The sequence below is a fragment of the Pseudonocardia sp. GCM10023141 genome (genome assembly GCF_042653605.1).
The window spans coordinates 330,158-341,692 of the sequence record NZ_JBHSIR010000030.1; the positions used below are offsets into that span (position 1 = coordinate 330,158).

General features: G+C 67.2%; 11 protein-coding genes and 1 tRNA gene. 9 read left to right on the plus strand and 3 right to left on the minus strand.

Going from position 1 to position 11,535, the window contains the following annotated elements; all coding sequences use genetic code 11:
* Positions 1-174: 174 nt before the first annotated feature.
* The gene (gene aceE / locus ACFPFQ_RS19395; protein WP_379620709.1) at positions 175-2,985 is read right to left on the minus strand and encodes a pyruvate dehydrogenase (acetyl-transferring), homodimeric type; all 2,811 of its coding nucleotides are present in this window, start codon (positions 2,983-2,985) and stop codon (positions 175-177) included.
* Positions 2,986-3,178: 193 nt separating this feature from the next.
* Here aceE and ACFPFQ_RS19400 point away from each other — a divergent pair, with 193 nt between their 5' ends.
* Positions 3,179-3,613, plus strand: a complete 435-nt coding sequence (locus ACFPFQ_RS19400) for a DUF3052 domain-containing protein (RefSeq protein WP_379620711.1) — start codon at positions 3,179-3,181, stop codon at positions 3,611-3,613.
* Positions 3,614-3,620: 7 nt separating this feature from the next.
* Here the strand turns inward: ACFPFQ_RS19400 and ACFPFQ_RS19405 are convergent, their stop codons facing one another.
* A complete protein-coding gene (locus ACFPFQ_RS19405) occupies positions 3,621-4,604 on the minus strand; it encodes a cytochrome c oxidase assembly protein (RefSeq protein ID WP_379620713.1) in 984 nt (327 codons plus the stop codon).
* 82 nt (positions 4,605-4,686) lie between these two features.
* Between ACFPFQ_RS19405 and ACFPFQ_RS19410 the strand changes: the two genes are divergently transcribed.
* The 6 genes from ACFPFQ_RS19410 (at position 4,687) to ACFPFQ_RS19435 (ending at position 9,426) form a co-directional block, all read left to right on the plus strand.
* Complete coding sequence (locus ACFPFQ_RS19410) at positions 4,687-5,145, plus strand: peroxiredoxin (RefSeq protein ID WP_379620715.1); 459 nt, start codon at positions 4,687-4,689, stop codon at positions 5,143-5,145.
* A gap of 36 nt (positions 5,146-5,181) precedes the next feature.
* Positions 5,182-5,256, plus strand: a tRNA-Val gene (locus ACFPFQ_RS19415).
* Positions 5,257-5,415: 159 nt separating this feature from the next.
* Positions 5,416-7,176, plus strand: a complete 1,761-nt coding sequence (locus tag ACFPFQ_RS19420) for a tyrosine-type recombinase/integrase (protein WP_379620717.1) — start codon at positions 5,416-5,418, stop codon at positions 7,174-7,176.
* A 105-nt stretch (positions 7,177-7,281) separates the two neighbouring features.
* Positions 7,282-8,142 (plus strand): hypothetical protein, encoded by an 861-nt coding sequence (locus ACFPFQ_RS19425; protein ID WP_379620719.1) that lies wholly within the window; start codon positions 7,282-7,284, stop codon positions 8,140-8,142.
* 229 nt (positions 8,143-8,371) lie between these two features.
* Positions 8,372-8,833: a GntR family transcriptional regulator gene (locus tag ACFPFQ_RS19430; RefSeq protein ID WP_379620721.1), complete on the plus strand. Its 462-nt coding sequence runs from the start codon at positions 8,372-8,374 to the stop codon at positions 8,831-8,833.
* 17 nt (positions 8,834-8,850) lie between these two features.
* Entirely contained in the window at positions 8,851-9,426 is a 576-nt protein-coding gene (locus tag ACFPFQ_RS19435) for an NUDIX hydrolase (protein WP_379620723.1), read from the plus strand.
* On the opposite strand, the gene ACFPFQ_RS19440 is transcribed toward ACFPFQ_RS19435, so the two are convergent.
* Positions 9,412-10,533, minus strand: coding sequence for a hypothetical protein (locus tag ACFPFQ_RS19440; protein ID WP_379620725.1), 1,122 nt, complete (start codon positions 10,531-10,533; stop codon positions 9,412-9,414). The genes ACFPFQ_RS19435 and ACFPFQ_RS19440 overlap by 15 nt on opposite strands.
* Before the next feature lie 353 nt (positions 10,534-10,886).
* Here ACFPFQ_RS19440 and ACFPFQ_RS19445 point away from each other — a divergent pair, with 353 nt between their 5' ends.
* Positions 10,887-11,144 (plus strand): helix-turn-helix domain-containing protein, encoded by a 258-nt coding sequence (locus tag ACFPFQ_RS19445; RefSeq protein WP_379620727.1) that lies wholly within the window; start codon positions 10,887-10,889, stop codon positions 11,142-11,144.
* Between the two features lie 17 nt (positions 11,145-11,161).
* Positions 11,162-11,377 (plus strand): hypothetical protein, encoded by a 216-nt coding sequence (locus ACFPFQ_RS19450; protein ID WP_379620729.1) that lies wholly within the window; start codon positions 11,162-11,164, stop codon positions 11,375-11,377.
* The last annotated feature ends 158 nt before the right edge of the window (positions 11,378-11,535 follow it).

An 11,535-nucleotide genomic window follows, 5' to 3' on the forward strand; every position in this document is an offset into this window, starting at 1 on the left:
CGATCACGCTGAGGTCGGCGTCCGGCGGAGCGTATCGTGTTGCGGCCGCTCTGCCGAGACCCAAGAACATGTGTATTTCCGACGGCGCCGCAGGTGAGCGGCTCGCGTTCGGCCCAACGGGCCCCCGCCGTGGCGGCGCTCCGGTGAGGAACGCCGCCACGGAGATCCACATCGTCAGGCGTTGCCGGAGTCACTCGTCTGGGGACCGGCCGCCTGCGGGTCGTCGATCCGGTACTTCGCGGCCGCGTCGGCCACCGTGGCCCGATCGAACTCGCCGCGGGCCGCGAGCGACTCGAGTGCCGCCACCGTGATCGACTCCGCGTCGACGTTGAAGTGGCGGCGCACGGCGGGCCGGGTGTCGGACAGGCCGAACCCGTCGGTGCCCAGCGTGGTGAACGGCGCCGGCACCCACTGGCGGATCAGGTCCGGAACGGCGCGCATCCAGTCCGAGACGGCCACGACCGGCGCGCCGCCGTCGCCGAGGGTGCTGGTGACGAACGGGACGCGCTTGTCCTCGCCCGGGTTGAGCAGGTTGTGCTGCTCGCACTCGACGCCGTCGCGGCGCAGCTCACCCCACGACGTGACCGACCAGACCTCAGCGCCCACACCCCACTGCTCGGCGAGCATGTCGCGGGCCTGCAGCGCCCACGGCAGCCCCACCCCCGAGGCCAGCAGCCGCACCTGCGGACCGTCCTCGCGAGGGCTCTCCGCATAGCGGTAGATGCCCTTGAGCAGGCCGTTGACGTCCAGGTCGGCCGGTTCGGCCGGCTGCACGTACGGGTCGTTGTAGACCGTCAGGTAGTAGATGACGTTCTCGCCGCCGAGCACGTCGGGATCGTCGTCGCGGCCCTTGCCGTACATGCGCAGCAGGCCGTCCCTGACGATGTGCGCCACCTCGAACGAGAACGCCGGGTCGTAGGCCACGACGGCCGGGTTGGTGGCCGCCAGCAGCAGCGAGTGGCCGTCGTTGTGCTGCAGGCCCTCCCCGGTGAGCGTGGTGCGTCCCGCGGTGGCCCCGATGAGGAACCCGCGCGCCATCTGGTCGGCAGCCGCCCAGATCGAGTCGCCGGTGCGCTGGAAGCCGAACATCGAGTAGAAGACGTAGACCGGGATCATCGCCTGGCCGTGCGTGGCGTAGGACGTGCCCGCCGCGGTGAACGAACCCACCGAACCGGCCTCGTTGATGCCCTCGTGCAGCAGCTGGCCCTGCTCGGACTCGCGGTAGGCGAGCATGAGCGTGGCGTCGACGGACGTGTACTGCTGCCCGTTGGGGTTGTAGATCTTCTGCGTCGGGAACATCGAGTCCATGCCGAACGTGCGGGCCTCGTCCGGGATGATCGGCACGAACCGGCTGCCGATCTCGGGGTCCTTCACCAGCTCGCGCAGCAGCCGCACGAACGCCATCGTCGTGGCGACCTCCTGCTTGCCGGAGCCCTTGCGGATGAAGTCGTAGACCTTGTCGCCGGGCAGCACGAGCGGCTTCGCCGCGACCCGGCGCGAGGGCACCGCGCCGCCGAGCGCCTTGCGCCGCTCGGTCATGTACTCGATCTCCGGAGCGCCCTGGCCGGGGTGGTAGTACGGCGGCAGGTACGGGTTCTCCTCGAGCGCCTTGTCGGTGATCGGGATGCGCTGCTCGTCGCGGAACTGCTTGAGGTCGGGCAGCGTGAGCTTCTTCATCTGGTGCGTGGCGTTGCGGCCGGCGAAGTGGGCGCCCAGCCCGTAGCCCTTGATCGTCTTCGCGAGGATGACGGTCGGCTGGCCGTGGTGCTCGGTGGCCGCCGCGTAGGCCGCGTAGACCTTGCGGTAGTCGTGCCCGCCGCGCTTGAGGTTCCAGATCTCGGCGTCGGACATGGGCTCGACCAGCGCCTTCGTCCGCGGGTCGCGACCGAAGAAGTGGTCGCGGACGTAGCCGCCGTCGTTGGCCTTGTAGGTCTGGTAGTCACCGTCGGGGGTGTCGTTCATGAGGTTGATCAGGGCGCCGTCGCGGTCGGCGTGCAGCAGGGCGTCCCACTCCCGGCCCCAGATCACCTTGATGACGTTCCAGCCCGCGCCGCGGAAGAACGACTCCAGCTCCTGGATGATCTTGCCGTTGCCGCGGACCGGCCCGTCGAGGCGCTGCAGGTTGCAGTTGACGACGAACGTCAGGTTGTCGAGGCCCTCTGTGGCCGCGATGTGGATCAGACCGCGGGACTCCGGCTCGTCCATCTCGCCGTCGCCGAGGAAGGCCCAGACGCGCTGCTGGTCGGTGTTGTGGAACTCGCGGGCACCCAGGTAGCGGTTGAACCGCGCCTGCATGATCGCGTTCATCGGGCCCAGCCCCATCGAGACGGTGGGGAACTCCCAGAAGTCCGGCATGAGCCGCGGGTGCGGGTAGGAGGGCAGCCCGTGACCGGGTCCACCGTGCGACAGCTCCTGGCGGAACCCGTCGAGGCGATCTTCCGACAGCCGGCCCTCGAGGTAGGCGCGGGCGTAGATGCCGGGGGAGGCGTGGCCCTGGATGTAGATCTGGTCACCCCCGCCAGGGTGATCCTTGCCGCGGAAGAAGTGGTTGAAACCGACCTCGTAGAGCGTGGCCGACGACGCGTAGGACGAGATGTGACCACCCACGCCGATGCCGGGACGCTGCGCGCGGTGCACCGTCATCGCGGCGTTCCAGCGGATCAGCCGGCGGTAGGCGCGCTCGGCCTCCTCGTCGCCGGGGAACCACGGCTCGCGGTCGGTGGGGATCGTGTTGACGTAGTCCGTGCTGGTCAGCGACGGTACGCCGACGTGTCGCTCCCGTGCGCGCTGCAGCATCCGCAGCATCAGATAGCGCGCGCGCTGCTGTCCGGCAGCGTCCAGGACCGCGTCGAAGGAGTCCAGCCACTCGGCTGTCTCCTCCGGGTCGATGTCCGGCAGATGCGCGGCGAGGCCGTCGCGGATGACGTGTACTCGGCGGGCGGGGGCCCGCACATCGTCGGGGCCGTCGGTGGTCTGGCCGTTCAAGGGATCTCCCTGCAGGGCTCGAGCTCGGTGTTGCGCTGGGTGTGTCTGCGTGTCGTCCCCTATCGTGCCCCTCGGCGTGCAATCCCGTAACGAGTGGTTGCGCACCGACGACTCACGTGTTCGGATTCCGCATCCGGATGCGCGCTCGCGCGTTGAACGCGCGAGTGTAGGAACGACGAAAAGAGGTACACGCGTGGTCGCCGCGGAAGATGCCGGACGTACGTCCGACATCGCGGGCAAGCTCGGCGTCGAGCCGGGCATGGTCGTCCAGGAACTCGGTTGGGACTCCGATGTCGACGAGGCGGTGCGAGATGCCGTCGAGGAGAGAGCCGGAGACGAGCTGCTCGACGAGGACGCCGATGAGGCCGTCGACGTCGTGCTGATGTGGTGGCGCGAAGGCGACGGCGATCTCGTCGACGCCCTCATCAACGCCATCGGTCCGCTCGCCGAGAGCGGTGTGGTCTGGGTACTGACCCCGAAGACGGGTCGCCGAGGTCACGTCGAGCCGAGTGAGATCGCGGAAGCCGCGCCCACGGCCGGCCTGTCGCAGACGTCCAACGTCAGCGTCGGGGACGACTGGGCAGGTGCGCGTCTCGTGGCACCGAAGGCGGCGAAGTCCCGCAGGTAGTGAGCGCTCATCCGCCGTTGTCGCGGCGGATGCGCATCGCCAACTCGGGATCTAGCTCCCACCACAGCTGCGGACGGGCGTCCGCAGCTGCTTCGTCATGCCCTGATGCGGTGGCATGAGCGGCCGCCGCGGCGTCGGCGGCGTCGAGTTCTGCGTCGATCACGGCGGCCTCCCGCTCGCTCTCCCGCGCCATCCGCATCAGGACGGCGCCCAGGAACGGCAGCCCGGCGATGTCGCCGCCGATCCACAGCACGCCGGCCCCGATGATCTGGTCGACCCGCACCGACGGACCCCACCCGCGGGCGAGCTCGGCGTAGTAGGCCGGGGCGATCAGCGGGCCGAGCCACAGCGCGAGGCCGAGCGCGCCGTCGGCCACCACCTCCACGAGCGTGATCGCGACCGTCACCATGTACGGGTCGGTGCGCGGCGTCGGATCCAGGCGCAGCCGCGTCCAGAAGTAGCCGAAGCCACACACCAGCAACCCCAGCCCGGCGAGCACGGCGACCCACCCGCTGCGCAGCGTCGCCTCGTAGAGCGGCGTGAGGTAGAGGACGGGCAGGGGCGCCACCAGCAGCAGCGTGACGACCACGGGGAACGTGAGCAGGTGGGCGACCCGGCTGCGCCGCGCGGCCCCCAGGCGCGCTCTGAGGGCCGCGGGCAGCACGTCCCGCAGCAGTGACACGGGCGCGCCGAGTGCCAGCAACATCGGGGTGACGGTCAGCAGCACGACGTTCTGCAGTGCCCGGTCCCAGAACAGCGTGCCGGCGTAGACCCCGACGAACGTGACGGTGACGAGCAACACCGACACCAGTCCACCCAGGAAGGCGAGGGTGCGGGCGCGCGGCCACGGCCCGTCCCGACGACGCAGCGCGCCCAGATAGCCACCCCCGGTTAGCCCGACGCCGGCGAGTACGCCGGGCGCCGCCGTCCAGGCGGTGAACGCGCGGGCCAGCGTGAACGGCGGTAGAACGGAAGCAATGGCAACGACCACGTCGCCCAGTGTTCCCCCCTCGACGTCTAGGCTCGGTACGGCCCGCGAACGACCCCGCACCGCATCAAGGAGAACTCCGCTCATGGCACCCGAGGTGGGAACCGAAGCTCCCGACTTCACTCTCAGCGACCAGAACAAGCAGGAAGTCACGCTGTCGTCGTTCCGCGGCAAGCGCAACGTGCTCGTGGTCTTCTACCCGTTCGCGTTCTCGGGGACGTGCACCGGCGAGCTCTGCGCCGTCCGCGACGACCTCGCGAGCTTCCAGAACGACGACGTCCAGATCCTGGCCGTCTCCGTCGACCACTCCTTCGCGCTCAAGGCGTGGTCCGACGCCCAGGGCTACCAGTTCCCGCTGCTGGCCGACTTCTGGCCGCACGGCCAGGTCGCCCAGGCTTACGGCGTCTTCAACGAGGACAAGGGCTTCGCCCTGCGCGGCACCTTCCTCGTCGACAAGACCGGCATCGTGCGGTTCACCGAGGTCAACCAGCCCGGCGAGGCCCGCGACCAGGATGGCTGGAAGAAGGCACTGGCCGCCGTGTAAAGATCTGCGTCGGAGTTTCCACGACTCCGACGTAGCGGGCGCGTAGCTCAGTGGAAGAGCACTCGGTTTACACCCGAGCGGTCGCAGGTTCGAACCCTGCCGCGCCCACCAGTCTGACCAGCAAGAACGCACTGCCGGCTGATCCTGACCGTCGCTCGTGACACGGAATGTGACACGAGCGTGCGCTACGCTCGGCTCGTGACACGGCCCAGACCAGGCCGCCGACGGCAGCGAGGCACGATCGACGAGCTGCCGAGCGGTGCCCTTCGTGTGCGCGTGTTCGCCGGCGAGGACCCGGTCACGGGCAAGCGCCACGACCTCGTGGAGGTCATCCCGGCCGGCCCGAAGGCGCCCGCCCTTGCGGAGGCGGCGCGAACGCGGCTGCTCAACCAGGTCGACGAGCAGCGCAACCCGCGCACGAACTCGACGCTCGACCAGCTCCTCGACCGCTACCTCTCGACGCTCGACGTGGGCCGCACGACCCACCGCATGTACACCCGCTACCTGGAGAAGCATGTACGCCCGTTCATCGGCAAGCTCAAGGCCGGTGCGGTGGATGCCGACGTGCTCGACTCCCTGTACGCCGAGCTGCGCCGGTGCCAGGTGCACTGCACCAACCGTCTGGGCAAGGACCATCGAACTCCCCGTGATCACGACTGCGACGCTCGTTGTCGACCTCACGAGTGCAAGCCGCTCTCGGCGTCGACGATTCGGCAGATCCACTTCGTCCTCAGCGGTGCCTACAACAAGGGCATGCGGTGGCGGTGGGTATCGACGAACCCGGTCACGATGGCGACCCCGCCGGCGGCGCGAACACCGGACCCGCGGCCGCCGACGACGGAACAGGCAGCGCAGATCCTCGCCGAGGCGTGGCGCGATCCGGATTGGGGAGCGCTTGTCTGGCTGACCATGACGACCGGTGCGCGGCGCGGGGAGCTGTGTGCGCTGCGGTGGTCGCATATCGACCTACCGTCAAGCGTCATCACGCTGCGGCGCAGCATCGCGCAGGACGGCACTCACCGCGAGGAGAAGGACACCAAGACCCATCAGCAGCGCAGGCTGACGCTCGATCCGGCGACGGTCGCGGTTTTGACCGAGCTCTGGGAGCGATCCTGCCAGCGAGCCGCCGCCCTCGGCCTGGTGCTGGGCCATGACGCTTTTGTGTTCTCGCTGGCGCCCGACAGCGCGACGCACCTCGTCCCTGGCTCCGTATCGCAGCGATACAGCCGGATGGCGAAGCGGCTTGGCCTGGATACGCACCTGCACAGCCTTCGGCACTATTCCGCGACAGAGTTGATCGCCGCGGGCGTCGACGTCCGTACGGTGGCCGGCCGACTCGGGCACAGCGGCGGCGGAATCACCACGCTGCGGGTGTACGCGGCGTGGCTGTCGGAGTCCGACCAGCGTGCATCCGCCGGGCTGCTTGCCCGACTGCCGGCACGGCCTGAACCAGCGGTGGAACCATTCGAGCGTGCGAAGACAGAACCGTTAAGCCCGCGCGAGGTGCTCGCCGCCGACCTTCGGAATCAGATCCTGGACGGCACGTTTTCAGAAGGTGGCTTCCTGCCCGGAATCAAGCAGCTCGCGGCGGAGCGTCGGCTATCGGTCAGTACCGTGCATCGAGCGATGGAGCTGCTCAGGGCCTGGGGGCTAATCGGCGGGGAGCCTGGTCGGCGGCCGATTGTTCAATGGATTCCGCCAGACTTGTTTGAATCCACGCCTACCTTCAGTGATGGTGATGTCTACGAAGTGGATAGTGCTGGCGAGGCGACGCGACCGCTGGAGGTGCCCGAAAATTGCCGCTTCTGGACCGTAGTGGTTAGGGGTCCTCGCGGGTTTGAATCCCGCCCGCGACATGTCCGCGCCTCGCTTGATGACCCCGACTCGTTCCGCCCGCACCTAGTCGGGATTTTGCGCATCGAGCGGGATGTCGAGTTGAGTGCATCCGAGGAGCGGTCAAGTGAGTATGAGCTTGAGGTTCGAAGGTCGAGTGACGATGCAACACCAATCATCACTTTACGCTGGAGTTAGGTCGATCGGCCTGGCCCCTCCTGGAGGTTGCCCGGCGCTGGCCGTCTGCCGTTAGACTCGTGTCCGCTGCCATGTATCGCAGGGTGAAAGGTTGGTGCCTGAAGCATGAGCCATCCGGGTGACTCTGAACGGTATGAGCGAGAGCGGCGAGAGCGAGCGGAAGCGCTAAAGAAGCGGCAAAGGGAAGAAGAGCGGGCGAGAACATTGCGCGGCCAGCTTCTCAAGTATCCGGCGACTGTCGCAGGAACCGCATGGGTGCTCTGGCGGCCTGGCGTTGATCCTGCGGAGCGATTCAAGAGCTGGGAGAGTGGCGCAAGAGCTAAGCGGATTGCCGCCCTCGCAGCTGGAACAATCGTAACACTCCTAGTCTTGGCGGCTGCGGTCTTCGCGATTGGAGCAGCGTTTGCGACTGGATTCTGGTGGGGCATACTCTCCATACTTGGAAGCCTGACGATTGGCGGAGTTGCTCTTGCATATACCTACGATGCGGTTGGTAAGACGGTGTCAAATCCGCAGGAACTTTTCAAATCTTTCATAGCTGATAGTTTTGGCAAGGATTGCTTCGTTTCATGGGAGGAGCTTCGAGGTGGTCCGTTCGCTTCGCGAGGATCCGCGGCGGGTCGTGTTGCGGCAGCGATAGGCAGTATTCAGGAAAGTTACTCTCTGAAGACGGGGTGGCTTTCTAGGGAGACTCTAGTGCGGGCCCACGGGGATGCCTGGAGTAGTCTGATGCGTGCCAGTAAGGCTAGTCCCGATGTGCGCGAGGCCCACTTGTCTGAGGTTGCTGAAAGTCTTGAGTCTGTTGCAACTCAGGTGGCGGCACTCGACATGGACCTCCTGTCGAGGGAGCGCGCGGACGAGCTCAAGGGACTGCAGGAGGACTTTCTGGAAATGCGTAATCGAACCGAGGCTCTCTCTGATGATGTGATATTGACTCGGCGCTTTCTCATGGAGAATCCAGAATAGCCAAGCTGCTATTTGGTGCGAATTAGCCGATGGACGCGCCTCTGAAGTAGTGAGCCGCGCATTCGGCGGTCGAGTATTTCTAAAATCGGCAAAGTGTCACTGCGGCAGATGTGTTCGCCGCTTGGTCGGACAGTGCGTAGTGCGCCCCGTGACCGAGCGTCGGAGATCTCCGGTGTCAGGCGCTAGCCTCTCTCCTGGACGAGCGCTCAAGGATTGAGGGTGTCAGCACGTGGCTCCGCGCGGGACTTATCGTCAGATCGCCGACGAGATACGTCTGCAAGTCCAAGGCGGCGAGCTGCCGCCTGGCATATTGCTTCCCTCGGAGCTCGCGCTGGTGGAACGGCACGGGGTGTCACGTGGAACGGTCCGGTCGGCTCTGACGCTTCTTGCTGAGGAGGGACTAATCGAGGTCGTTCCCGGCCACGGCCGTCGGGTTGTCGGCGCAGTCGAGACGAGTCCGACAACGGCGTGGCAGCGGATCGCCGCGGCTCTCAAGGCTCGACTCGAAACAGGGGACTTCGGCCCAGACGAGCCGCTGCCGAGCGAGGCTGACATCGTCGCCGAGTACGGCGTGTCCCGGAACACTGCACGACGCGCCTACCGCCACCTCGCCGAGACTGGCGCCGTGGTGATCCGGCAAGGCGCCGGTGCTTACCCGGCGCTTGGTAGCGAAGCCTCAGCCGAGGAGTAGCGGCTACGGTCGAGTGCATGACGCGCCAGCAGGATGACGCAGACCGTTGGGTTGTGCACGGCGAACGACCGATCTACGAGAACGAGTGGGTCACCGTTGGGCTCGCCGACATCTCCGTGCCATCGGGTGAGCGGTTCGAGCACCACACGGTCACGCTGCCGCCGGCCGCGATGACGGTCGTGCTCGACGACGCCGGCCACAACGTGTTGATGGCCTATCGGCATCGGTTCGTGTCCGACAGGTGGAACTGGGAGCTTCCCGCCGGGCTGATCGAGACGGGCGAGGCGCCTGCCGACGCCGCGGCCCGTGAGATCGAGGAGGAGACCGGATACCGGGCGCGGACTCTCGAACATCTGCTCACGTTCGAGCCGATGATCGGTACGGTGCGCTGTCCGCATCACGTGTTCCTCGCGCGGGGAGCCGAGCGCGTCGCGGAGGCCACGGAGGTCAACGAAGGCGTGTTCGAGTGGGTGCCGCTGCTCGACGTGGCCGACCTGATCGCAAAGGGGCGCGTCTCCAGCTCTGGCGCGTTGGTCGGGCTCCTCCATGTTCTGGCCATCAGCGGCCCAGCAGCGCGCTCAGGCGCTGAGTAGTTCGGCGATCCGTCGGCGTTGACGTTCCGAGCCTGCACGGCCCGCCAGATCGGCCGCCAGCCGCGCCTGTGCCCGTGCTTCGGCGGATTCGCCTCGTTGCTGGTGTGCGATGGCGAGGTCTACCCGCAGTCCCACCTCCGCACGTCCGTACTGTCCCTCGCCCATGGCCGCGAGCGCCGACGACAGGTCGTCGATAGCCGCCTTCTCGCCGAGGCGAGCCAGGCAGTGCCCACGCCACCGGCTGAGATGGGCCGCATCGAGCATCAGGTAGGGCAAGTCGCTTTCGACGGAGTTGGGCAGGACGGCCGCGGAGTCGTCGAGAGCGCGCAGCGCGGCATCGCGTTCGCCGAGCGCAGCGAGTGCCTCACCCTCGGCGGCATGGAGCCACGCCCTCAGCGACGTCGGGACTGAGGTGCCGGCCACGAGGCGCGCGTCGCTGATCAGCGCCAGTGCTTCCGTCGCCTGGCCGGTGTCGAGGAGCACATAGGCCTGCTGCGCACGCGCGTAGCTGAGACCGGCGAGCCCGTTGCTCTCTCGCGCTGCGGCCGTTGCGATCTCGTGCATCCGCCACGCGTCGTCGAGCTTGCCCATGTCGAGCGCCTGCCAGCCCGCGAGGGCCGCGGCCTGTCCGAGTTCCTCCGCTGCTGCTTCTCGGTGGGCCCCCGGGAGTGCGTAGTGGACGAGGTGCTCGATGTTCTCGACGTGGGCGGCGGTCTGCCGGTACACCGATGCTCCGCCGAGCCTGCGGTCGAGCATGCGGATGCTCTGCGTTTGGCCGCGGAGGAGAGCAACGAGGCCACCGTCGAGCTTCGTGAATGTCGGCCGTTCGCCCAGCTCTGACGCATATCGCTCGACCGCTTCCAGGGGGCTGGGTGCGTCGACGAGTCCGAGCTCGATGGCGGAGAGGCCGTACACCTCGCAGAGCAGCTCACGATAGAAGTCTCCGACGCTGCCGCCCTGGTTTTCCCAGACGGCGATCCGCCGGCGCAGGCTCTCGTCCTTGGGTAGGGCCTCGTTCCGTCGACTGGCAGCGGTGCGCAGCGCGTGCAGCAGCTGTGACTGCTTCCATCCACGCTCGGCACGGACCAGTGCCAGCCGGTTGCCCATGCGTTTCACCGCCCGAACTGCTGCCCGATCTGTCTCATGTGTTGGTCGCAAGTGTGCCCAGAGGCCCAGCTCCTTCGTGGCGGAATGAAACAAGTCGCCGACTCCGAGTGATCGGCCGACGCCGGACCCGCTCGTGGACGTCCCCCGCGTCACCTAGCCGAGTACGTCTCTGACCTGCACGAATCAGGGATGACGGCCGGACTCGCGTCACCTCACGTCACCTCGCGTCATCTGTTGTCGCCTGCCTCCACGGCCGCATCTTGGAGTCGCACCAAGAACAGCGATTGACCGAAACCCCAACTCGTACCTACGATGTCTAATACACGTACGGTACATGTTTAAGAGGAGTGATGATGCGAGGTCTGAGAGTCACATCCGAGCCGCCGGCGGCAGCGCCGACGTTCTACAGCGTCGCCGAGGTGGCGCGGATGTTCGGGATGTCGTCCATGACCGTCTACCGCGCGATCGCCGCGGGCGAGTTCCCGGCGGTCCGGATCCGCGGCCGGCTGATCGTCCCGGCACGGGCGGTCGAGTCGATGGTCGACGCAGCCGTTGCAGATCAGGCCGTGGTCGACGCAGCCGAGTTCGTGCCCGAGGGGCGGGGAGCGTGATGGAGAACGTAGGTCTGTTGATCTTCTTCGCACTGGTGGGGATGTTCATCTGCGCGAAGGTTCGAGTGGTCGGTGGGGCTGTCGTGTTTGCCCTGGTGGCGCTGGTCCTGTTCGTGGGCACACCGGTGGGTCAGGGCCTGCCGGGCGCGGTGTCCTCGTTCATGAACGCGGTGAACGGGGCAGCGACGCCGGTCCTGACGAAGCCTGTCGGCGGGTCGGGGGCTGCTGGATGAGCGCCCCAGCGAAGGAGCTGCCCGAGCTTGTGCCGGTAGCGGTGGATCGCGAGTGGCGGGACCGGGCGGTGTGTCGCGCGGTCAATCCGGAGCTGTTCTGTGTGCCACGAAGACGGAGAGCGAGGTCGAAGTGTCATAGGTGACCTTGGTCGATGTCG

Bases quoted from the DNA above. Each gene is read 5' to 3' on its own strand.
- ACFPFQ_RS19410 (WP_379620715.1), top strand. From the start codon at position 4,687: ATGGCACCCGAGGTGGGAACCGAAGCTCCCGACTTCACTCTCAGCGAC.
- ACFPFQ_RS19425 (WP_379620719.1), top strand. From the start codon at position 7,282: ATGAGCCATCCGGGTGACTCTGAACGGTATGAGCGAGAGCGGCGAGAG.
- ACFPFQ_RS19435 (WP_379620723.1), top strand. From the start codon at position 8,851: ATGACGCGCCAGCAGGATGACGCAGACCGTTGGGTTGTGCACGGCGAA.
- ACFPFQ_RS19440 (WP_379620725.1), bottom strand. From the start codon at position 10,533: ATGGGCAACCGGCTGGCACTGGTCCGTGCCGAGCGTGGATGGAAGCAG.
- ACFPFQ_RS19445 (WP_379620727.1), top strand. From the start codon at position 10,887: ATGCGAGGTCTGAGAGTCACATCCGAGCCGCCGGCGGCAGCGCCGACG.